The organism is Limnoraphis robusta BA-68 BA1 (assembly GCF_034932365.1).
Lineage (GTDB): Bacteria > Cyanobacteriota > Cyanobacteriia > Cyanobacteriales > Microcoleaceae > Capilliphycus > Capilliphycus robustus.
This window is the reverse complement of record NZ_JAYGHR010000010.1, coordinates 38,943-60,756: the sequence shown is the minus strand read 5'-3', so window position 1 is coordinate 60,756 and position 21,814 is coordinate 38,943. Positions and strand designations below refer to the sequence as shown.

At 42.9% G+C, this 21,814-nt stretch carries 19 protein-coding genes; 10 read left to right on the top strand and 9 right to left on the bottom strand.

Going from position 1 to position 21,814, the window contains the following annotated elements; all coding sequences use genetic code 11:
- Window positions 1-308: 308 nt before the first annotated feature.
- The 4 genes from cruF to petH all read left to right on the top strand — a co-directional run bounded on the left by cruF (window position 309) and on the right by petH (window position 5,471).
- Window positions 309-1,253 (top strand): gamma-carotene 1'-hydroxylase CruF, encoded by a 945-nt coding sequence (cruF, locus tag VB836_RS07045; RefSeq protein ID WP_323218660.1) that lies wholly within the window; start codon window positions 309-311, stop codon window positions 1,251-1,253.
- Between the two features lie 303 nt (window positions 1,254-1,556).
- Entirely contained in the window at window positions 1,557-2,759 is a 1,203-nt protein-coding gene (gene cruG, locus VB836_RS07040) for a 2'-O-glycosyltransferase CruG (protein WP_323218659.1), read from the top strand.
- A 123-nt stretch (window positions 2,760-2,882) separates the two neighbouring features.
- Window positions 2,883-4,061, top strand: a complete 1,179-nt coding sequence (locus tag VB836_RS07035; RefSeq protein WP_323218658.1) for an RNA-guided endonuclease InsQ/TnpB family protein — start codon at window positions 2,883-2,885, stop codon at window positions 4,059-4,061.
- A 198-nt stretch (window positions 4,062-4,259) separates the two neighbouring features.
- On the top strand, window positions 4,260-5,471 hold the full coding sequence (petH, locus tag VB836_RS07030) for a ferredoxin--NADP reductase (RefSeq protein WP_323218657.1): 1,212 nt from the start codon (window positions 4,260-4,262) through the stop codon (window positions 5,469-5,471).
- A gap of 278 nt (window positions 5,472-5,749) precedes the next feature.
- On the opposite strand, the gene VB836_RS07025 is transcribed toward petH, so the two are convergent.
- Complete coding sequence (locus VB836_RS07025; RefSeq protein ID WP_323218656.1) at window positions 5,750-5,956, bottom strand: type 1 glutamine amidotransferase family protein; 207 nt, start codon at window positions 5,954-5,956, stop codon at window positions 5,750-5,752.
- 2 nt (window positions 5,957-5,958) lie between these two features.
- Between VB836_RS07025 and VB836_RS07020 the strand changes: the two genes are divergently transcribed.
- Entirely contained in the window at window positions 5,959-6,114 is a 156-nt protein-coding gene (locus VB836_RS07020; RefSeq protein WP_323218655.1) for a helix-turn-helix domain-containing protein, read from the top strand.
- 36 nt (window positions 6,115-6,150) lie between these two features.
- On the opposite strand, the gene VB836_RS07015 is transcribed toward VB836_RS07020, so the two are convergent.
- From VB836_RS07015 to VB836_RS06990, 6 genes are all read right to left on the bottom strand, one after another.
- Window positions 6,151-6,555 carry a putative toxin-antitoxin system toxin component, PIN family gene (locus VB836_RS07015; RefSeq protein ID WP_323218653.1) on the bottom strand — a complete coding sequence of 135 codons (405 nt, stop codon included), beginning with the start codon at window positions 6,553-6,555 and terminating at the stop codon, window positions 6,151-6,153.
- Window positions 6,552-6,917, bottom strand: coding sequence for a hypothetical protein (locus VB836_RS07010; RefSeq protein WP_323218652.1), 366 nt, complete (start codon window positions 6,915-6,917; stop codon window positions 6,552-6,554). Before VB836_RS07010 ends, VB836_RS07015 begins: the two co-directional genes overlap by 4 nt.
- Window positions 6,918-7,043: 126 nt before the next feature.
- The gene (locus tag VB836_RS07005; protein ID WP_323218651.1) at window positions 7,044-7,220 is read right to left on the bottom strand and encodes a hypothetical protein; all 177 of its coding nucleotides are present in this window, start codon (window positions 7,218-7,220) and stop codon (window positions 7,044-7,046) included.
- Between the two features lie 32 nt (window positions 7,221-7,252).
- The gene (locus VB836_RS07000; RefSeq protein ID WP_323218649.1) at window positions 7,253-8,332 is read right to left on the bottom strand and encodes an RNA-guided endonuclease InsQ/TnpB family protein; all 1,080 of its coding nucleotides are present in this window, start codon (window positions 8,330-8,332) and stop codon (window positions 7,253-7,255) included.
- Window positions 8,295-8,699, bottom strand: coding sequence for a hypothetical protein (locus tag VB836_RS06995; RefSeq protein WP_323218648.1), 405 nt, complete (start codon window positions 8,697-8,699; stop codon window positions 8,295-8,297). The genes VB836_RS07000 and VB836_RS06995 overlap by 38 nt, the downstream gene beginning before the upstream one ends.
- Before the next feature lie 65 nt (window positions 8,700-8,764).
- The gene (locus tag VB836_RS06990) at window positions 8,765-15,070 is read right to left on the bottom strand and encodes a translocation/assembly module TamB domain-containing protein (RefSeq protein ID WP_323218647.1); all 6,306 of its coding nucleotides are present in this window, start codon (window positions 15,068-15,070) and stop codon (window positions 8,765-8,767) included.
- Window positions 15,071-15,752: 682 nt separating this feature from the next.
- On the opposite strand from VB836_RS06990, the gene VB836_RS06985 reads away from it, so the two are divergent.
- Both VB836_RS06985 and cutA read left to right on the top strand, forming a co-directional pair.
- On the top strand, window positions 15,753-16,328 hold the full coding sequence (locus tag VB836_RS06985; RefSeq protein WP_235440838.1) for a pentapeptide repeat-containing protein: 576 nt from the start codon (window positions 15,753-15,755) through the stop codon (window positions 16,326-16,328).
- An 8-nt stretch (window positions 16,329-16,336) separates the two neighbouring features.
- Window positions 16,337-16,669, top strand: coding sequence for a divalent-cation tolerance protein CutA (cutA, locus tag VB836_RS06980; protein ID WP_046280641.1), 333 nt, complete (start codon window positions 16,337-16,339; stop codon window positions 16,667-16,669).
- Between the two features lie 136 nt (window positions 16,670-16,805).
- On the opposite strand, the gene groL is transcribed toward cutA, so the two are convergent.
- The gene (gene groL, locus VB836_RS06975) at window positions 16,806-18,491 is read right to left on the bottom strand and encodes a chaperonin GroEL (protein ID WP_323218646.1); all 1,686 of its coding nucleotides are present in this window, start codon (window positions 18,489-18,491) and stop codon (window positions 16,806-16,808) included.
- A 352-nt stretch (window positions 18,492-18,843) separates the two neighbouring features.
- Window positions 18,844-19,611: a 3-oxoacyl-[acyl-carrier-protein] reductase gene (gene fabG, locus VB836_RS06970; RefSeq protein ID WP_323218645.1), complete on the bottom strand. Its 768-nt coding sequence runs from the start codon at window positions 19,609-19,611 to the stop codon at window positions 18,844-18,846.
- A gap of 290 nt (window positions 19,612-19,901) precedes the next feature.
- Between fabG and trxA the strand changes: the two genes are divergently transcribed.
- The 3 genes from trxA to VB836_RS06955 all read left to right on the top strand — a co-directional run bounded on the left by trxA (window position 19,902) and on the right by VB836_RS06955 (window position 21,723).
- Window positions 19,902-20,219, top strand: a complete 318-nt coding sequence (trxA, locus tag VB836_RS06965) for a thioredoxin (protein WP_046280637.1) — start codon at window positions 19,902-19,904, stop codon at window positions 20,217-20,219.
- Between the two features lie 257 nt (window positions 20,220-20,476).
- Window positions 20,477-20,995 carry a hypothetical protein gene (locus VB836_RS06960; RefSeq protein ID WP_323218644.1) on the top strand — a complete coding sequence of 173 codons (519 nt, stop codon included), beginning with the start codon at window positions 20,477-20,479 and terminating at the stop codon, window positions 20,993-20,995.
- A 41-nt stretch (window positions 20,996-21,036) separates the two neighbouring features.
- Entirely contained in the window at window positions 21,037-21,723 is a 687-nt protein-coding gene (locus VB836_RS06955; RefSeq protein ID WP_323218642.1) for a hypothetical protein, read from the top strand.
- Window positions 21,724-21,814 lie beyond the last annotated feature (91 nt).

Sequence of the window (21,814 nt, the reverse complement as noted above, 5' to 3'; positions counted from 1 at the left end):
CTCTCAAATCCAGATCAATATCATAAGTTGGCAACTTTGTCGAATCATTGCTCTCCATTGCATAACTTTTGTTTAAGCGAATCTAGGGAGTTATTATTAAATTTTATTTAATTTGCCGCCAACCCCTAAAAAACCGATCAGGAAAAGGGATTCAAATCAAGGCAAATCAAGATCATGGGTTCAACTTGGGTCTAGTGATTGCTTATGGGGATCACTCAGAAGTAATCACAACTTTCATTTAATTTTGTTAAAGATTTGTAAACTAATAAAGAGCGTCATTTGAATTTTACATTTTCTTGAGGAGTTCCATGAAGCAACTTATAATTGCTGAACGATTTTTTCTAACTATCCATGTAATCTCAACCCTGTTTGGCTTGGCCGGACTGTTAATTGTTCTACCTAATCCCCAAATCATTGCTAACTTACCCGCCTTTGGCCAGACGGTTTTCGGGTGGAGTATGGCAGGTGGCGGAGTTGCTTATATCGTTTTTGGTGCGATCGCCGTTGCGTTATACGCTTACCGAACTCTAGGATTGTGGGCAACTGCTACATTCATGATACCTGCGGTGTTCTTATCCTTGGGCAGTGAACTGTTAGGAACCAGTACCGGATTTCCCTTTGGTCACTATCAATACCTCAGTGGTTTAGGCTATAAGATTGGCGGCTTAGTTCCGTTTACCATTCCCCTGTCTTGGTTTTACATGGGGCTAACTTGTTATCTATTAGCCCGAACAGGTTTCAAAGTGGTTGTCGGTTCAAGTTGGTTCCGTCACTGGGCGGCTTTAGCAATGAGCGCTATTTTGTTAACGGCTTGGGATTTAGTTCTCGATCCGGCAATGAGTCAAGCTCCTGTAAAATTCTGGGAGTTCCAAGAAGTTGGTGAATTTTTTGGAATGCCCTACCGCAACCTCATCGGATGGATGGGAACGGCGGCTGTGTTTATGAGTGTTGGCGCTATTTTGTGGCGACGAGTCCCGATTGTCTTATCTCGCCCTCAATTGACTTTACCTTTAATCGTCTATTTGACAAACTTCGTTTTCGGAGCGGCAATCACGGTTTTTTCTCTAGATGCACGGTTCTTGTTCCCGGTAAGTCTGAGTATTGCCTTGGGTGTCATTCCGGCTTGTGTTTTCTGGTGGACTGCCGGCGGGCCGACATTACCCACTGTCAAAGATTTGCCCAGCGAACCTGCTTCTGTTGACTCGCCTCCCTCTGACATTCCCCGCACTCCGGCTGAGATTTTGGCAAAATAAGCCTGCATCTGTTTGGGGGGAATTCTATCTACGTCAGGGGACAAGCAATGAATCAATCGTCTTTCTGTTAATAGCGAAGAGTCCGGCGACAGCATCCTTACTGATTGGAGTCCCTCTTTAGTAAGCCTGTCCCCTTCTGTGCTAAATTTGCAAGCATCTTCAGAAGAAACAGATTTTTAGCGGAAAAACGGATTGACTCTATCCGAGAAAGACTAGAATTCTACTGTGTTCGCACTGACGCCCATCCGTTCTTTCTGATAGAGATCTGTTTTCTGAAGTGTTAATGGGCGAAATCAATTTTCAATGACCAATGACTTCTTATCTGTCTGGATCGGCGCTCTGGCTTTATTGATCCTGATTGTACAAATTCCGGCTACGGCTATTGTTCTGTCTCGTTTATTTAAGGCTCTTAACCGTCGTTTTCTATTGCAACCTCATTCCCCAACCCCTGATTTATTGGGAACGGTGAGTATTGTTGTCCCCACTTTGAACGAAGCTGAACGCATTTCGCCCTGTTTATCGGGGTTGAGTCGTCAAAGCTATGAAGTACGGGAAATTTTGATTGTCGATAGTTGTTCAACGGATGGCACTCGCGAAATGGTGCAGGCGAAAGCCCAGCGTGATCCTCGATTTCGTCTGATCACCGATGATCCCTTGCCCTCCGGTTGGGTAGGACGACCTTGGGCTTTACACACGGGTTTTCTCCACAGTTCCCCAAAAAGTGAATGGGTATTGGGAATTGATGCAGATACTCAACCGAGTCCGGCTTTAGCGGCAACTCTCCTACAAACGGCGATCGCTCAAGGTTATGATTTAATTTCTCTATCTTGTCGGTTTATTCTGAAATATCCGGGGGAATTGTGGCTACAACCTGCACTGTTGATGACGTTGATTTATCGTTTTGGGCCGCCGGATACCAACCCCAATAGTCCGGAACGGGTGATGGCGAATGGTCAATGTTTTCTCTGTCGGCGTGAGGTTCTAGAAGCGATGAACGGCTACACCAGTGCAAGTCGTTCTTTTTGTGATGATGTGACTCTCGCTCGTAATGTAGCCGCTCAGGGGTTTAAAGTCGGGTTTCTCGATGGGGCGAATTTACTGAAAGTCAGAATGTATGATGGTTTTTGGGATACCTGGTCTGGATGGGGGCGATCGCTGGATCTCAAGGATGCTTCCTCTGTGGGGCAACTGTGGGGAGATTTAGGATTACTTTTAGCAGTTCAAGGTTTACCTTTACCGATTTTGTTGTTGAGTCTGGGATGTTGGGGATTTTTACCTTTATCCAATCCCTTGATCGGGGTCTTACTGGGTTTAAATTTATTCTGGATCACGGTTCGGTTTGCTTTGTGTGGTGCGATCGCTTCAGCTTACGATTTGTCTGTTGCTCAAGGAAAATGGATATTTTGGCTGTCTCCATTTGCTGACCCGTTGGCGGTGGTGCGATTGTTTGTTTCGGCGAACCGCAAGCCAACTCAATGGCGAGGGCGAATTTACAGTGACCAGTGAGTCGTTTCACGGGGAATAGTCCGGGGTTAGCGGAAGCCCCGTAATTCATTGCGGGGACCCGTAGCGACACGAGCAACTTTAGTTGCCTAAGCCAAGTTTTCATCTGGGTGATATAATCAAGGCATGGAACAAGTATTGACTATAGTTTGCAAAATTCAACCCACCCCTGAACAGGCGAAAAAGCTTGACTCAACTTTAGGGGCATTTGCTGATGCTTGCAACTATATCAATAGCACCGTCAATCCTAAAATCAAGAACAAGAATAGGATTCAAGCTGAGGTTTATCAAACTGTTAGAGAGCGGTTTAAATTGTCAGCAAACCTCGCTGTGAGAGCTTGTGCTAGAGTGGCTTCTAACCGTAAAACAGCAGCAGAGAAGAAAAAGCCTGTTAAGGGTTTTAAACCAACATCAGCAGATTATGACGCTCGTATTTTCTCTTATAGAGAAAAAGATCAAACGGTTAGTTTATCTACGGTAGAGGGTCGAGAGCGAGTTCAATTAATTTTAGGAAACTATCAGATAGGGAAGTTGAAAGGGAAAACTCCCACATCAGCAACCTTGTCAAAACATCGTGACGGGCAACTATACATCCATATCCAAATAAAAGACACCTCTCCAACCCCTAAAAATACTGACAATATTATTGGTGTGGACTTAGGTCGCAGTGATATTGCAGTTACTTCTTTGGGGGAAAGTTGGAGTGGTGAAAGCATTACAAGGGTTCGAGACAAGTTTAACCGGGTAAGGGCTTCTGTTCAAAAGAGAGGCACAAAAGGAGCAAAACGACTCCTCAAACGGCTATCTGGTAGAGAGAAGCGATATCAAACCTGGGTAAACCACAACATTAGCAAACAAATCATTTCTTGTGCTATCGAACAGGTTGCTAATGTGGCTGTGGAAGACTTGACAGGCATCAGAAAGAGAACTAATACTCAACCCAGAAACAAGACTGAACGCAGACGATCTAACAATTGGGCGTTCTACCAACTTCGACAATTTCTTCATTACAAAGGAGTAAAAGTTGGGGTTGAAGTGATTGCCGTTTCCCCTCGATACACCAGTCAAACTTGCCACAAGTGTTTACACATTCATCCAGAACAAGGAAAGTCTTACCGCAATGGAAAGAACTTTAAATGTGGTCATTGTGGTTGGAAAGGGGATGCAGATCTCAATGGCGCAAAGATGATTTCAATTGTGGGGCAGTCTGTAAGCCTGCCTGTAACGCGCAATCCTCTATCATGTTCGGTACTAGAAGCGTATATCGGATTAGTGCGAATGCCCCGAGACTTTAGTCGGGGGTAAGCTTACTGTCCACTATTTACCGTAAAATGATTAAAAGTCTAACAAAAAAAGCGACTCTTGTCTGAGTGAGCAGTTACACTTACTGGATAATAGTCGTGGTATTTCGTGGAAGAACACCACCTTAAGAATGGCTTAAAGTGATTTATATGTCACATTCTGTAGGTGAATCGCTCGGTATTGTAAGGGAGAAATTTATCAATGTATAGTCCTAGTGGATCTGGTGTTGCGACAAAGACAGGGGCAAATAGTCGGGTCTTTGTCTTTGAGGTTGAGGGAATACGTCAAGGGGGAAATAGCGATCAACAGACTTACCCCATTCGTCGTAGTGGCAGAGTGTTGATCACCGTGCCTTATGAACGGATGAATCAGGAAATGCGACGGATTTCGCGTTTGGGGGGTCGGATCGTTAATATTCGTGCCTGTGATGGAACTTCCCCAGATCAAAGCAGCACCACACCAGAAAATGGATTACAGAGTCAACAGTCTGGAGAACAGAAAAAACCCATGACACAAGCTAAAGTTCATACTGAAGTTCCTGTCAACATCTACAAGCCTAAAAATCCCTTTGTTGGCAAGTGTCTGTCTAGTGTAGAATTAGTTCAAGAGGGTGGAGAAGGTACTGTTCGTCACCTCACCTTTGACCTTTCCGGCGGCGATTTGCATTATGTTGAAGGTCAAAGTATTGGGATTATCCCTCCAGGCACAGATGCAAATGGCAAGCCTCACAAGCTGAGACTTTATTCTATTGCTTCAACTCGTCACGGAGATCATCTTGATGACAAGACTGTTTCTCTGTGTGTACGCCAACTGGAGTATAAGCATCCTGAAACAGGTGAAACCGTTTATGGGGTTTGCTCTTCCTACTTGTGCAACCTCGAACCGGGTGCTGATATTGCCATTACTGGCCCGGTTGGTAAGGAAATGCTCTTACCGGATGATGAGGAGGCCACAATTATTATGATGGCAACAGGTACAGGAATTGCTCCTTTCCGGGCTTTCTTATGGCGGATGTTTAAGGAAAGAGAACAAAATCCTGATTATCAGTTCAAAGGTTTGGCTTGGCTATTCTTCGGTTGTGCCTACACTCCCAATATTCTCTACAAAGAAGAGCTTGAAGAGTTACAACGTCAATTCCCTGACAATCTCCGCGTCACTTATGCCATCAGTCGCGAACAACAGAATAAAGATGGTGGCAAAATGTATATTCAGCACCGGATTCAAGAAAATGCTGATGAACTGTGGCAGTTGAATCAAAAACCGAATACCCACACCTATATTTGCGGTTTGAAGGGTATGGAAGGCGGTATTGATGAGGGAATGTCTGCCGCCGCTAGTAAGTTTGGCGCTGATTGGGGTGAATACCAAAAGCAACTGAAGAAAGAACACCGTTGGCACGTTGAAACCTACTAATTTTTCACGTTAGCAGGTTTTGATGGCATTCAAATTTCTGTGAGTTAATTAGGTTTGGGGTGAGGGACTAATTGATAGCCTTCACCCCTTTATTAGATGATGGAATACTCAATTGGATACTTCATATCGTCTGGTTGATTGATTTTGTTATATCGAACATGATATTACTCAATTTGTTTTTCAAAGATAAGTATCTGCTTTTAATTTTGCAGCGACCTGTTGAGTCGTTTCAAGAGACTGTTGAATTAAGCTATGTCCAAATTGCTTCACTTGCTTTACTAATTTCTCTCCCGCCATTTCTGGAGAACCTGCATTGAAGGGGGTTGAGGATCATATTGCAGTAAAAGCTGAATCATTTGTGCAACTTCTACACCACAAAGCTGACAGACAACAACTAATCCAAAATCAATTCCTGCTGTTACTCCTCCGCCAGTAATTCGATCTCGATCAACAACTACTCGTTCATCTATCCGCGAGTTTGGCAATCATGCGATCGCCAACTTTAGAGTTTAATTCTTCTCAAGCTGCTTGTTTGACTCGGCGAGAGTTACAAATTGCCGAATTAGTGGCTCAAGGGCTAACCAATGCTGAAATTGGCGCTCAACTTTGGATTACTCAAAACTCGGTTGTTTTTGATTCCTGATTAGAATTCAAACAACACCGGAACTGATAGTATTGGTTAAATTAACATTAATTCTGCAAAAACTGAAACCGAAATAATTAAGGTATTCCCCAAGCTTTGAATTTCAGTAAAATCGCGATCGCCTGTAATTAAAAAATCTGCATTGGCAGCGATCGCACAAGCAATAAACTTAGCATCTTTTTGATCTCGGGGAAAATCAACTTCGATAGAGACATCAATTAGTGTTGTTGAACGACGAATTAAATTCAACCATTTTTCTTTCTGAACCTCTGTTAATTTTAGCTTGGGTCTATTTAATACCTCCCGATACTCTGCTACAATTTCTTCGGAAACCATCCATTCAAAATCCGGTTGATTGAGAATCCATTTAATCACAGCTTCGGGTTTTCTTCCAGAGATAGCCGCAGATACCAAAATATTAGTATCGATAACAACTTTCATTTTTCTCCCCGGTAAGCCGCTATTTCTTCGGCTATTTCTTCATCGGTTAAAGGATGATCGGCGTGTAAAGCTTGGGTTTCTTGACATAAATTTATAAAGTCTTCGGCTAAAGTTTGATTGTGCGGAGCGGGTTGATAATTTTGCTTAATTTCCCGCATTTTTTTTAGTTTTTCTTCGAGTAGCTGTTGTGCGGATTCTCCTGAAATCAGGGTGATAATTTGACGGGGTTGATTAAGATTTTGTTTTTCTGCCAAAGCTTTTAAAGCATCGGTAATTACCTGATTTGCAGTTGTATATTTCCCCGTTTTTAACTGTTCCTGCAATAACTTTTCTTGTTCGGAATCTAGAATAATTTCAGTCATATTGTTATCTTGGCTTTTGGGTTAACCTTTCAAGTGTATCAGAGCAACAAATACCAGAAACAAATCCAAGTTTCACAGTTGGAATTCTTATATTAACGGGCGTATTGGTACAAAAACCCGATCTCTTTAACCCCCATCAAAAATAGCTCCCCGCTTGATTAAATCTTGTTTGAGTTCTTCCGTCATTCCCGGACTATTACTGCTAAAACGTGCATTTTGAACCTGAGCATCACTGAGGTTGGCTGCTATCGAAAACTGACATAATGCGGTACAAACCGTATTAATGTTCCGTTCCTGCTTCATCTCGGACTGTCGGCAGCACCCGATCCGCAGGCTCAAACCGAATAGCCTTCGGCGTAATGCTTTAAATTGAGGCTTGCGTTTAAATCTCGATCAAGAATGATACCGCAAGCCTCACATTTGAAAACTCGTTCTTTGAGCGGCATTTGCTGAATATGCCCACAGTTTGAACAAGTTTTAGAACTGGGATAAAACCTATCAGCGAACACCACAGTTGATCCGTACCAGTCAGCCTTGTACTCAATCTGACGACGAATTTCATACAGAGCCGAATCAGCAACAGCACCCGCTAACTTATGATTTTTCATCATACCGGAAACATTCAAATCCTCTAATCCAATGACTGCGTGGTTCTTGCAGAGCCAAGAGGTTAGCTTGTGAATTGCATCTTTTCGGATGTTAGCGATACGTTGATGAGCTTTAGCTAACTTGAGTCGGGTTTTCTTCCTGTTAGCTGAACCGATTTGTTTTCTACAGAGTTCTCTTTGAAGTCGTGCTAACTTTTTGGCCGCCTTTTTATAGGCTCTAGGATTCTCAAATACAGTCCCATCTGAACAAGTCGCTAGAACTTTTACACCGACATCAACACCTAAATAATCCCTAGATTTTAGAGTGTGTTCAGGTTCAAATTCATAAGCGACCGATATGTACCAATCATCGGCTACTCGACTAATTGTGACTCGCTTTGTGTTGATTTCAGGTAACGGCTCATAGGTGCTAACCCATCCAATAAACGGTAATTTTAACCGAGTTCCCGAAAATTGCATAATCTTACCGGAATTATCAAGGGTAAAGCTATCATTTCTGCCTTTTTTTTTGAAATTAGGATATTTAGCCAAGCCTTTAAAAAAGCGACTGAAAGCTTCTCCTAAGTGCATAAAGGCAAACTGATAAGCCCTTGAGGACAAGGTTTTCATCCAGGGGTAGTAAGGCTTAACATGATTGGTGTAGAATTTCTTGAGCTTATTTGCCGAAGGTTTTAATCCTTCTTTGTAAGCTTCATTCCACATCGCCAAACCCCAGTTCCACACCCATCTAGAGTAACCCGCGTGGGTCGCCATCAAGGTTTTTTGTCGGTTATTCAGCTTTAGCTTTGTTTTCAAGGCTCGTTGCATAAGTTTGGGTCATTCTTGATACGTTACCACTTTTTTCAACACCCCGTTTAGTTTCCACTTCTCGTTCAGTAACCAGCTTCATCTCATCATTTAAACATGGGTCAGAGTAAGGACTCTTACAATTGGTCAACTCCAATCTTAGCTCGCCCCCTCGAAGACCATATTTAACTTTTCCGCCGAGTAGTTCCAACCATTCTTCATTAAAGTTTAGAGTTAGATATAAATCCTTTTTTTGGGGGAGTTCGGTCTGTTCCAGTCTGTCAGTTGGTGTATCCTTAAATTCTAAATCAAAATACAGAAAATCGGGACATTTATTGTCTTGTTGTTTACGATATTTTGGTTCAGTTGAATCATTAACTTGTTGCATGAGTTTTACTTATAAATTTTTGTTTCCGACTTCTAGAGATGTATTAAACCCAGTATAACCCGGAATCAAAACTGAATTTCATACTCAAAACGAATCTCACTTTCACTACCCAAACCCGTTGCACCCCGAATTAATAAGTTATCATTCACTCGATAATTGACCCCTAACTGGGTGGGTTGCTCGTCGGCTAAAACTTGAGAGAGAGAAACCGAAATATTATCCGTAACATCTAAACCAACTTCTATTCCTAAACCCAAAGCCGAAGACTCTGTTGAACCGCCACTTTTAGAAATACGAGCGGGATAAATCCGAAATTCCGTCAACCCGGTTGCATCTAATACATTTTGCTGAATTTGATTGAAAATACCCGCACTGGCAATATTCGCTAAAATTAAGGTACTATCCCCTGTAATTCCTTCAAATGTACTTCCCCCCAACAAGGCGATTAATTGAGTTTGAGAGCGGGAGGGAGAACTTTGCAACTGTACAATATCGTTAATCTGAGAAGCTGGGCCTTTGACCAATGCAGTCACCCGAATTGTTCTGACTCTTCCTAAATTAGTAGCAGTCGGACCTTCTGAAATCTCTGAAGAAAACGCCGAAGTTGGGGCTTGAAAACGAGTGGTTTCAGCAACGCGAGTCACCAGTCGTAAATCTAAAATCGGATCAAGCCCTTTCGAGGGGACAAAAATTGCTTGTTGGGGATAACCCCGATCTAGAGTAAAGCGGCTGGTGTAGAGGTTCAGGGCGCCGCCTGTCAGTTCGATTGTACCACTCGGACGAATATCTTCTAAAGTTTCTAGAACTCCATTAACGGTGATTGTACCCTCTGCTGAAAAGTCAACAATGGGAACACTCAAAAATTGACTAACGGGGGGAGTTTCTATCTGAATATTTTCAGCTAAAGTCAATCTAAAATTATCCAAACTAATTCTAACAGGCCCGGTATCGGGTAATCCTCCCCCAGCGCCTCCTGATGCTGCGGCGGCGACAGGTAAAATCACAATTCCATCTGAAAGGTTAATTCCCCCACCGATTTCCGGTCTTAATGCAGTACCCCCAATTCTAACAATTCCCGCCGCATCTCCAACATACAATTCTGCTACATCAACCTTCAAATTTTCTAACTGAATGCGAAGGGGATTTTCGGCATCGGGATCTTCATCAGCCAAGGGTAAAATAAGCGGTAAAATCCCTTGAACGAGAATATTACCTGTTCCCGCCTCACCGACTAATTCACCTTGAATTCCATTCACCCGAATGCGATCGCCGACAAAAGTTGCGGTTCCTGAGAGTCCAACAATCGACTGTTTGAGGCTTTCTACACTCAATATACCATCTTGAATTTTTAATAATCCCTCCGGTTGAATTGAAATTTGTTCGATATCTCCATTAGCGTCTTGTTGTAAAATCCCGTTAATATTCAACTCGACTAATCCGGTTCCTTGCACCCAACTAATTTCGGGGTTCAGTAGATTAATGATATTCAACCCCTCATTTTGGATATCGACCTGTACTCGCAGTTGGTTACTTTCAGGCGATACTTCTGCAAAGGGTAAACGATAGGGAACTTGAGCTTTTATCCGAATGGGATCTTTTTCAGTTAGAAGAATATTACTTCCTAAAAATAGACGAGCGTTATTGTAACTGAAACTGCCTCGGGCTTCTTTGATCGGTTCTGCGTTAAAACTTCCTTCAACAACAGTAAATTCTCCCGTCGCTTGGGGATTGGCTAAACTTCCGGCAATATTCGCTCGAAAGTTCAACTGACCATTAACATCAATATTGGGGAGATCAACAAAATTCTCTAATTCATCTTGCAGTCGTTCTAAACGAATATTTTTAACACGAAACTGTCCCGAAGGAAGCTGTGTATCTAAAGCAAATTGTCCGCGAAAATCATAAACCGTTTCTTCGGAAGTCAGTTGCAAAGGCAACACCCGCAACACATTATCTGGATCTAAACTGGCATTAAGAATAAACTCATTGGCTTCAAACCGCCCCCAAGTCCAATCTCCTGTATTATTAAGGGCGACAGTTGCAGTCACACCAGAGGCGATGGAACCTTGAACCGCAATTTCTCCGGTAAAACTCCCTCGCAGCGCTTCTAACGGCGGTAGGGGTTCTTCTTGTTGTTTTAGGAGTTGTCGTCTCAATATCGCTTGAATTTCTTCAAAGCGTCGCAATTGTTGAGTCAGGGTTGCATCTGGAGGTAAACCCACAGGAACCGGAATAACATCGGCTGCGGTTCCATATTCGGGAGTGTTGATGCCTCGAACCAGATCGCTAAGATTATAAAATTCTAAAGCAGCTAATACATCCTGTAAGGTGCCGTTGGGGATGTCAATTTTGGCTTCAAAGTCGGGAGGACTTTCTGTATTAGCGCCCGAGGATAACGTGACACCTGCTTGCAAATCTTCGATAATCGCTTCTAAATTAGCACGAGCAGCAATTAAGATCTGAGTTTCTCCGAGTCCGAGTTGACCCTCTGTTAACTGAAAGAGTCCGTTAGCCAGGCTAATATTGGCGCTGAAGCGGTCTAAATCAATATAACCGAGGGCGGGGTCTTCTACGGCTATCGTGCCTTGGGCGCCAATTTGAGAGGGGTTGAGGGTGGCTAACTGAGAAATGGTGAGGTTCGCTGAAGCAATACCGCGAATTTCTCCAATGCCTTGATTGGCTAAGGGCGCTAAACTGAGGACGCTGAGGGGAAATTGTTCTAGGGTTACTAATAAATTCTCGCCGACGGTGGTTCCTTGAGCGATCGCTTCATCTTGTTGAATCAGGAAACTTTCGGGTAAATATTGATTATTTAGAACCAATTCAATGCGATCTTGTTGTCCTGCTAAGGCTAAATTTACCCCTTGATTTAATCCAGCGCTTAGGCTTCCGGCTAATATCGGATCAAATGCTAATTCTCGCACAATTAAATTCTCTAAACTTAAATCTCCGGCGAGTTGTAAGGTAGACAATGATCCCGTTAATTTCCCCTGAAAGTTTACTAAACCTGCAATTAAAGGTGAATCTCCGGCAACTTCTGGGGGAACATTTGCTAATAAGCGTTGTACCGCAGGAGACTGTAAATTAAAGTCAGACAGACGGACATTGAGGTTGAGGTTTGAGAGTTGGGGAACTCCGGTTCCTGAAAATTCTACCCCGACAAACCCATTCGCCCCAAATTGTGGAGATTCAGCTTTTTCTATTTCTAAACGTTGACCATTCCAATTAAACGCTGCTTCTAAAGGTTGTCGAATAATGGGAAGTTCGGTTAATTCTAACTGTCCCATCGCTTGAACTAATTCCGGTTTAAGTTCGATTAAAGAACCACTCGCACTTAAACGAGTATTGAGTAATCCTCGCAATAAAGGCATTGCTTCAGCTTGGGTAATTAAACCCTGTTGTTGTAGCGGTTGTAAAAGGTCTTGAGTTTGAGATTCTACTAAATTAGAAAACCGATTTAAGGCGATTTGATCGGCATTAATAATGGTTTGCCAACGTCCGGCTATTGCTTGACCTGAGACGGCGACATTTCCACCTTCTTGTCCTAAGTTTACCAAACTATCAATTTTAGCGGTAATGGCAGATATCGGGTTTTCTAACTCACCAATATTGTTTAAGTTTCCCGAAACCGAAGCTTGTAGTTGTAATTCTCCATTTCTGAGGTTAATCTCTTGAATTTCTGCCTTTAAATCGGGTTGTAAATTAGCGAAGGGTAAACCAACATCAATTAAAGGTTCAAGGGGAATTGCATCAGTATTGACGCTAAGTTGTAATTGACCATCGGTTAATTGTCCTCGGGCTGCAACGGTTCCGCCTAAATTGCCTAAATTAATTTGACTGTTGGCGGTGCCTGTAACCTGAGTTAAATTGTTAATATTACCAGAAAATAGGGCTTGTGCTTCTAGAGTTCCGTTGCTAAAATTGATATTTTGAATTGAATTGTTTGTATCGGGTGATAAATTAGCAAGAGGTAAGCCTAAATCAATTAAAGGATTCAGTGGGATGGTTGAAGTATCGACTTCGGCTTGGAATAAATCTCCACTCAAACGCCCACTCGCTTTGATGACTCCACCTGTATTTCCCAGGTTAACTAATCCTTCGCCTCTAGCGATGATTTCATCGATGTTATTAATGTTTCCTCTAACGGTTCCTTCGGCTTGTACAGTTCCGTTTCTTAGGTCGAAATCCTGAATTTGAGTTTGAGTATTGGCGGGAAGATTAGCCAGGGTAATTCCTGCATTTAAAATTCGAGTTAATGCCAAGGGTTCGGTATCAAAAGCGGCTGCAAATTCACCTTGTCTGAGTTGGGCGGTTGCATTAATTAAACTCCCGCCTAAATTGATTTGAATATCACTTTCACCGCGAATAGTAGAAAGATCAAAGCTTTCTAAACTTCCCAATAAATTGGCTTGTAAATCTAATCGTCCGTCTGATAGATTAATGCTGGCAATATCTGACTTGAGATTCGGTTCTAAATCAGCAAATAGTAAACCCGCATTCACTAAAGGTTCGAGTGAAACTTGACTGGCGTTAATATTCGCATTCCATCGCTGTTGTTGATTTCTTTGAGCGGTTATATTAACGTTACCTTCGGCAATTTGAATCGTAGAATTGAGTTGGTTTTTATCTAAATTTGCTTGACCAAAAATAGGTGTTGTTGCTGCGGGTAAGGAAAAATTAGCTTCCCCTGTAAACTTTTCTAATGTTCCTGAAACTTCTGCTTCTGCTGAAAGTTCACCCCAACGAAAAGGCGAAACAATACCATAGGATTCTGCTAAAGAATCTAAGCCAACATTATCGATATCTAGATTGAGTTTTATTTGGGGATTGAGCGGAGATTTTTCTGCTTTTTCTTCTGGGGTTTGTGTTGGGGGAACGGGAAGTAAAATAGGCGGTGTCGGTGGGGATTGAGTGGGAGGGCGAGGCGGAATTTTTGGGGGAAGTTGTGTTTTTTCTTTTGGTTGATTTAGGGGTTCGACAATGATTTTTTGACTTTCAGTAATCAGTTGTTTTAATCCCGTGAGTTTCACTTCTCCCTGTCCGGTAATTGTTCCTCCAGTTGACGGTTGAATTTGTAGGGATTGAACGATAATATTGGGATCGGACTGTAATGAAAAATTTTCATCAATTAAAGCCGTTATTTGTAAATTTGTGGCTAAATAATCGAGTGTAATTTTATCAACTTGCGTCGGTGCAGTTGTATTAATGTCTAACGAAACGATAGGTTTCTGAACGGTTCCGGTTAAATTAATACCCGTTTGAATTTCTCCCGAAATCGGCACGGGTAAATTAATCGGCTCTTCAGCGACATTTTTAGCAATATCGAGAAGAGTTGAAATAGTAGTCGGTTCAATATTAGCGGTAATATCTAACTTTGTTTTTAACAAATCAAGTTGAGGATTAGCCGTCGCAGTTCCGACAATATTAACCCCGATATCTCCTAAACCCGTTGTCAAGCTTTCAATTCTAGCTTGAGTTCCAGCAAAGCGAAATTGAGCATTAATCGGTTGTACAGGTTGTTCTAGATCGGTGAAAATTTGAACATCATCAAGACTAGCTCTACCTTGAATTTTGGATAACTTAGAATCTTCTAAATTGACGAAAATATTGGCATCAACACGGCCTGCTTGTAAAGCAAAATCGGGATTTTTAATTAAACCGGAAAATTGCGATACAGGGATATTATTCGCTTGCAATCTCCCTTCAATATTGTTATCAGGAGTATAAACATTTGCTTTAACATTAAACGTTCCCCCTTGAGCAAAACTGCCATTCAAGTGACCTTTAATCCGTTGATTTTCCTCACTGATATTAACAACCGCTTGCTCAATATTCAGCGCAATAATTTCAGCCGAACGATTTTCAGAATAAGGTTTCAGATTAATATCAGCATTCCTCACGCCCACCGTACCAAATTCAATATCAACAGGCGGATTACCTTTTAAATTTAATTCAGTTCTAATCCAATCTCCCGAAGCATCTTCTTCCAGATAAACATCCGCATTGACTAAAGTAATATCAAATTTAACCGTCGGGTTAGTCAAGAGCGAAAATAACGAAAACCCGACTTCAACCGCTTCTGTTGTAGCGTTATTTGGGTTATTATCAGTCGTAGGAATCAAAGAACGACCGAAGCGAATACTGATAGGCGTCACCCGTTCAACTGGCCCAACAATCACAGGACGTTGGACAATACCCCCGACGATATCACCCACCATAGGGGCTAACCGATTTTTGACAAACCAAGTCGCTGCGGTTCCAACAGCGATAGTTGTCACTCCCAGTCCCACGCTTCCCCAAATCAAGATGCGACGCAGACGGCGACGAGGACGAGAAGTATTTTCGGTGTTGGGGTTGGGCGGGTTCGTCATTACACTATTTCACGTTGAAGGGGAAGGATGACTGAACCAGAAACTTTAGTCCAGCCAATCCCTGTTTATTTTTACGAGATCAGCTCAGAGAATGCAAGCCCCGTGAGGATGAATCCGCTCAAGTTGATTTCCGAGGCAAGTCGGGACATTTCGTCAACAAAAATATAAAAAATTTCTTAAGGGTTCATGCCAAGATAGTAATCATAGACTGTTGGTGTTAAATTTCCATGAAAGTCAGTTATTTGCTTAGACGTTATGAACAAGGCGAAATAGACTTTACAGGGATAGACTTACCAAAAATTGCCGCACACGCCCCTACCTTCAGGTATGGGGATATAAGGCTCTTTCTAATGCTATAATAACTCTACTGGCAGGGTATTCAACCAGTTGAAAAACCCAGCATCTAATCGATGCAATTAACCTTGAAAACTTAAGGTATGGGGTTCTTGCAAGAAATGCTTTGGCCATATAAAACCTTAAAGCACCAAGTACAGAGAACAAAGCATTTTTTTCTCAAGTACGGTAGGGCATACCGAAACTATCTCTGAAATGGGATGAACGACTGGGGAGACTCACCCCTCTGGAGTAGGTTAGGAAACTAGCTTGCTGTAAGGGTTGTCAATGAATCAGTAATCCAAAGCCGTGAGGCTTGGAGAATCCCCTTTCTTTAGAAATGGGGAGTATGTCAAGAGCCGCAACCCTAACAAATGCTAATCTCTGCGCTGGGGATTTAAACGGGATTAACCTCCGGGGAGCAGACTTAACCGGAGCGAACCTCAAATGGGCAAATCTGGGAGGAGCGAGACTGAGTGCGGCGAAGTTGGCGGGAACTTTGCTAACAGGGGTTAACTTGCGGGGGGCTTGTCTGAATGGGGTGAATCTCGCTCAAGTTGAACTCGATGGGGTGAATTTGAGTCAGGCGAGGTTGAATGGAGCGAATTTAACCGCAGCCAAACTGATGGGGGCGAACTTGAGTTATGCTCAAATGCGAGCCGCACGGTTGAGTCGGGCGAATTTAACCGGGGCGAATTTAGAAGGGGTTTGTTTGAAACTAGCGAATTTGAATTATGCTCAATTGTCTGATGCAGATTTAACAGAAGCGGATTTAACAGATGCTCAGTTAAAGGGTTCTCAACTGTATGGAACTTGTTTGAATCGGGCGATTTTACCGGAATCTGTTCAACAAAATCTTGAACTATCATCGGCTATTTTTTCGGTGGGATCAGCTTCGATGTCTAATAGAATGAGTGCGAGTTAGTTATTCATATGACGACAAATTATGGTATTGTTCTCGTAACAGCAAGTTCTCAAACCGAAGCTGAGGCGATCGCTAAGGTCTTGGTAGAATCTAAGTTAGCCGCTTGTGTCAGTCTGGCTCCAATTCGTTCAATTTATACCTGGAAAAATGAATTGTGTTCAGACGAAGAATGGCAACTGATGATTAAAACAGATTTAACTCAATTTGAAGCCTTAGAAGCCAAAATTCGTCAACTGCATTCCTATGAAGTTCCCGAAATTATTGCCATTCCAATTGTTGCAGGTTCTTTAGATTATCTCCAGTGGATGGGGCAAACTTTAGCGACAAATTCATTGAATTAATATAAAGCAATTTACTTGAAAAATGATCTCGGTAAAATCAGGGGAATAATGGCAATAAAAAAACAACCCTATTTTTTTGGGTTGCTGATAAATTAATAACAAAACTCGCGCATTGAGTTGTTGAACGGTGAACGGCTTACATCATGCCCATGCCGCCCATACCGCCCATACCCATGCCGCCCATGCCGCCCATGCCGCCCATGCCGCCCATACCACCCATGCCGTCCATGTCGGGTGCGGGGGGTTTCTTCTCAGGCTTCTCAACGACTAACGCTTCGGTAGTTAAAACCATTCCGGCGATAGAACCTGCATTTTGTAGCGCTGAACGGACAACTTTCGCCGGATCTAGAATCCCTGCTTTGATCAGGTCTTCACATTCACCCGTGAGAGCATTATAACCAATGTTGAACTCGGTTTCCCGAACCTTTTCAACGATAACAGCTCCTTCTACCCCGGCATTATTGGCAATTTGACACAGAGGGGCTTCTAAAGCTTTAGCGACAATTCTCGCGCCAATTTTTTCTTCTCCGACGAGTTCCTCGATGATTTGATCGATTTTTTTCGCCAAATGTATCAGCGTTGTACCACCACCGGGAACAACTCCTTCTTCGACTGCGGCTTTTGTCGCATTGAGCGCGTCTTCAATTCGCAGTTTACGAGATTTTAACTCGGTTTCTGTCGCCGCCCCAACTTTAATCACAGCAACACCACCTGCAAGTTTGGCAATTCGTTCTTGCAGTTTATTGAGATCATACTCTAAATCGGTTTCTTCCCGTTGTCGCCGCAATTGAGCAATACGGGCTTCGACATCGGCTTTATTACCGGATGCGACAATGATCGTCTTGTCTTTCTCAATGGTTACTTTGTCGGCTTTTCCGAGCATTTCTAGGGTAACTAGATCCAAGCTTAAGCCAATCTCTTCAGAAATGACTTGACCATTGGTGAGAATGGCGATGTCTTGCAGCATGGCTTTACGACGTTCGCCAAACCCTGGGGCTTTCACGGCGGCTGCATTTAATACGCCTCTAACTTTATTAACAACTAAAGTCGCCAGGGCTTCTCCATCAACATCTTCTGCGATAATTAGTAAAGGCTGACCCGCCCTTGCAATTTTTTCCAGGACTGCAACTAAGTCCTGAATGCTACTAATTTTTTTATCAACAATCAGAATACGGGCATTTTCGTACTCAACTAACATCCGTTCGTTGTCGGTGACGAAATAGGGCGACAGATAACCGCGATCAAACTGCATCCCTTCGACAACATCAAGTTCTGTTATCAAGGACTTAGACTCTTCAACGGTGATCACGCCGTCTTTGGTGACTTTTTCCATCGCTTCGGCGATCATCTGACCAATTTCTTGATCGTTTCCCGCCGATACTGTCGCGACTTGGGCGATCGCATCTCCTGCTACGGGTTGAGCAACGGCGACGATTTCCGCGACTAACCTGCTGATGGTTTTTTCTATCCCCCGACGCAGAGAAACGGGATTAGCCCCGGCTGCGACGTTCTTTAAGCCTTCAGCAATCATCGCTTGAGTTAAGATTGCGGCTGTGGTTGTACCATCTCCTGCAATATCATTCGTTTGAGATGCAACTTCTTGAATTAATCTAGCACCCGTATTTTCTAGAGGATCAGAAAGTGTGATTTCTTTGGTGACGGTAATCCCATCATTTACGATGTCGGGCGCACCAAATTTTTTTTCTATTAATACATTTCGACCTTTTGGCCCGAGGGTGACGCGCACTGCATCTGTAATGGCGTTAATACCCCGTTCGAGCGCCCGCCGCGACTCTTCATTAAATGCAACAATTTTAGCCATGTAACGACCGTTAGCTCTCCACCTTGCAATTTAGCACTCTTAGGTTCTGAGTGCTAATTCGTGGAAACCGTACAAGAGAGGCAGGAGGCAAGAGGCAGGAGGCAATCTTGTAAGAGGCAAGAGGCAAAAGGCAAAAGGCAAAAGGCAAAAGGCAAAAGGCAAAAGGCAGGAGGCAGGAGGCAGAAGGCAAGAGGCAATCTTGTAAGAGGCAAGAGGCAGGAGGCAAGAGGCAAGAGGCAAGAGGGAATAGGCAGGAGGCAGAAGGCAGGAGGGGAAGTCTCTAACTGTTCCCTATTCCCTATTCCCTATTCCCTGTCCCCTATTCCCTATTCCCTGTCCTCTATTCCCTAATTTAAGCCATGACCATTCCCCCATCAACATTAAACACCTGACCTGTGATATAGGCTGCGGCGGGGTCTGCGGCTAAAAAACGCACCATTCCAGCAACTTCTTGGGGTTGACCGTACCGACCGAGGGGAATAAATTTTAGAATGTCTTCGGTATTTTTCAGATCTTTTGTCATATCCGTTTCAATAAACCCAGGGGCGACAGCGTTAACAGTTAGTCCACGACTGGCCAGTTCTTTTGCAACTGTTTTGGTAAATCCGATCACGCCTGCTTTGGCTGCACTATAATTCGCTTGTCCGGGGTTTCCCATCTGACCTGCTACCGACGCAATATTAATAATTCGACCAGATCGTTGTTTCAACATAATTTTACTAACGGCGCGTGTGCAGAGAAAAACGCCTGTGAGGTTGAGGTCGATCACGGCTTGCCATTCTTCGGGTTTCATCCGCAACAGTAGAGTATCACGGGTGATGCCTGCATTGTTTACTAAAATGTCGATCCGCCCCCATTTTTCCATGACGCTGCTGATCAGGGTATCGACTTGATCGGCTTGGGAAACGTCGGCTTGTAGGGCGATCGCATTTCCTCCGGCTTGAGTAATTTCGCTCACCAATTCATCGGCGGCACCTGAAGAACTCGCGTAGTTCACGACAATATTAGCGCCTTCGCTGGCTAGAGCGATCGCGATCGCCCGACCAATTCCCCGTGATGCTCCTGTAATGATAGCAACTTGTTCTTTTAGATGTTGTAGCGTTTCGGGTAAAACGTCCATTAATATTTCCTCTCCTGTGGTTCACCGGTCAATCTTTCCATTCTAGAGGTTAACAGCTTTTGGTACGCCGAGAGCATCAAACTTTGTTCATCAACTGTGATTTCGATAGAGAGTTGAGTAACAGTTGATCAATCAAAACGGGATTTCAAATCAAATTTTATGGATGGGTAAAATACTCAAGAATAGATTCTTGCTGTGCGGTGTGAACTTCAAGGTTATCAGTCGAGAGAGTCAACTGCGATAGGACTCAGATTATAATAAAAACATCAAATTAGAGGGAGTTTCTCTCCATGTCGGTCAAAAAGACGTTTAGCAGCTTTCAAGAACTTCTAGAGGGTTCAGATCTTCCGGTTTTGGTTGATTTCTATGCGACTTGGTGTGGCCCTTGTCACATGATGGCGCCGATTTTAGAGGAAGTTAATCAACAAATGAATCAACAAATCAAAATCGTGAAAATTGACACAGACAAATATCCACAGATTGCGTCTCAATATGGAATAGAAGCTTTACCGACTTTGGTGTTGTTTAAAAAAGGTAAACCCGTTGATCGAATTGAGGGAGTTGTCCGAGCGCCTGATCTGATTCAACGGTTGTACGGTTTGCTCTAAATTGATTGGTATGTTCGGGAAATGTAGAGAAGGATTAGGGGTTGATCATCAGGAGTTTGCTTTGGAGAGTTTACTCAGAGTATCACCTCCAAAGCAGCAATATAGAGTGAGCAGTGATTCTCAGTTATGCTCAGGATGAACGAAGTCTGTAAATTTTTGGTGCTTGCGGAATTCTCGATTCAGGCAATGTAGTAAAAGCCATAATCAACTCCGGTGAAGCATCTGAAAAAATCCCGGCTTTTTTTGTTATTAACTCTATGATAAAACCCCTATTTTCCACCCGGACTCTCTCAAGATTTTCTGGATTATGTCTCCTATCCGGTACTTTATTTTTGACTCATACAACAATAGCAAATGCAATACCCCAACGTGCTAATAGAGAGTTCACCCAGGTTTCCAGACAAGCCCCTACCCAACTGATTGATGAGTATACGGATCATTTCTTCTATCAAGCGAACCCTCAATTACAAGGTCGCAAACTAACAAGTCGAGATCGAAATTATATTCGAGAGTGGGATAATTTACGAGCCGCAATTGCACCCCTCATTAAGCCAACTGAGGTAGCTTGTGCGTTTGCAGAACCTGATGGTCGGTGGGAGTTTCATTTCGGTGGACAACCTGATTCTTATTCTAATCCCTATGACTATTTAACAGATGTAATTTTTTATAGTCGCTATCCGCAAATGATTGGACAAAAGCTTCAGCCCGGAACTACTGATGCTCAAGAATGGTCAGCAATTAGAAAGAGACTTTATGTGTCTACCTGTGGAATATAAACCTGCATAAAGCTGAAATATACCCCAATTTTTTCAACGCCATGCCCATAAAATATAGCTTCATTTCAACTTCGCCCACAGTTCTAATTGTTACGATTCTGATTGGACTGATTACAGGCTGTAGAAATTCTATTGTATCTAATAGATTACCACTTGCTGAAGCTCAAACTCAACCTCAAGCGATGGTTACAGCTTCGAGTTGGGAAGCAACTAACGAACTTAATGATCTCAATTCGCCCAGTGAACTCGTAACAGATCATCCCATCACAAACAACAATCATCAACTGCTTGCGGCTTTACCTCAATATTGTTCACCTGATGAATACAAAAGCTTTTTTGAGCATTTTGTGCGGGGTCAAGATTACCAAGGGAAGGAAACACGTTTTACTTATACAGCAGATACTATTGAAGTCCGAGACTATAAAAATCCTAGTATTCTCATAGAAGTTATAAGTAAAAAAGATGATGAGTTTAGCATAGATTTGAGAGATTACCGTTGGGTTCAATTGGTGCCTTCTAGTGTTGATAATAGTCCCTATACTCGCTTGCAAATTGACTTTATACGCTTTAACAACAACACCTTTCGAGTAGACTATATTAAAGCTGAGTATGCTTATGATCCTCAAGTGGGTGAAGAAGAATATCTTGTTCGCACTTATGGAGAACCTGGGGCTTATATTTTTGAGCATCGCAATGGTTGCTGGAATTTAACCCAAAAGTTGCAATAGAAAGTTATGAGGTGGGGCGGGTTTATCTCAATCTCGGAGTAGTGCTAAAGATATTGACTGAACCCGCCCCTACAGAATCATTATTGATTAG

Coding starts and splice junctions, on each gene's coding strand:
- fabG (WP_323218645.1), bottom strand. CDS start 19,611: ATGGACGTTTTACCCGAAACGCTACAACATCTAAAAGAACAAGTTGCT.
- VB836_RS06995 (WP_323218648.1), bottom strand. CDS start 8,699: ATGCAACAAGTTAATGATTCAACTGAACCAAAATATCGTAAACAACAA.
- groL (WP_323218646.1), bottom strand. CDS start 18,491: ATGGCTAAAATTGTTGCATTTAATGAAGAGTCGCGGCGGGCGCTCGAA.
- petH (WP_323218657.1), top strand. CDS start 4,260: ATGTATAGTCCTAGTGGATCTGGTGTTGCGACAAAGACAGGGGCAAAT.
- VB836_RS07010 (WP_323218652.1), bottom strand. CDS start 6,917: ATGACTGAAATTATTCTAGATTCCGAACAAGAAAAGTTATTGCAGGAA.
- VB836_RS07035 (WP_323218658.1), top strand. CDS start 2,883: ATGGAACAAGTATTGACTATAGTTTGCAAAATTCAACCCACCCCTGAA.
- VB836_RS06985 (WP_235440838.1), top strand. CDS start 15,753: ATGTCAAGAGCCGCAACCCTAACAAATGCTAATCTCTGCGCTGGGGAT.
- cutA (WP_046280641.1), top strand. CDS start 16,337: ATGACGACAAATTATGGTATTGTTCTCGTAACAGCAAGTTCTCAAACC.
- cruF (WP_323218660.1), top strand. CDS start 309: ATGAAGCAACTTATAATTGCTGAACGATTTTTTCTAACTATCCATGTA.
- VB836_RS06990 (WP_323218647.1), bottom strand. CDS start 15,070: ATGACGAACCCGCCCAACCCCAACACCGAAAATACTTCTCGTCCTCGT.
- VB836_RS06955 (WP_323218642.1), top strand. CDS start 21,037: ATGCCCATAAAATATAGCTTCATTTCAACTTCGCCCACAGTTCTAATT.
- VB836_RS07000 (WP_323218649.1), bottom strand. CDS start 8,332: ATGCAACGAGCCTTGAAAACAAAGCTAAAGCTGAATAACCGACAAAAA.
- cruG (WP_323218659.1), top strand. CDS start 1,557: ATGACCAATGACTTCTTATCTGTCTGGATCGGCGCTCTGGCTTTATTG.
- VB836_RS07005 (WP_323218651.1), bottom strand. CDS start 7,220: ATGAAGCAGGAACGGAACATTAATACGGTTTGTACCGCATTATGTCAG.
- VB836_RS07015 (WP_323218653.1), bottom strand. CDS start 6,555: ATGAAAGTTGTTATCGATACTAATATTTTGGTATCTGCGGCTATCTCT.
- VB836_RS06960 (WP_323218644.1), top strand. CDS start 20,477: ATGATAAAACCCCTATTTTCCACCCGGACTCTCTCAAGATTTTCTGGA.
- trxA (WP_046280637.1), top strand. CDS start 19,902: ATGTCGGTCAAAAAGACGTTTAGCAGCTTTCAAGAACTTCTAGAGGGT.
- VB836_RS07020 (WP_323218655.1), top strand. CDS start 5,959: ATGCGATCGCCAACTTTAGAGTTTAATTCTTCTCAAGCTGCTTGTTTG.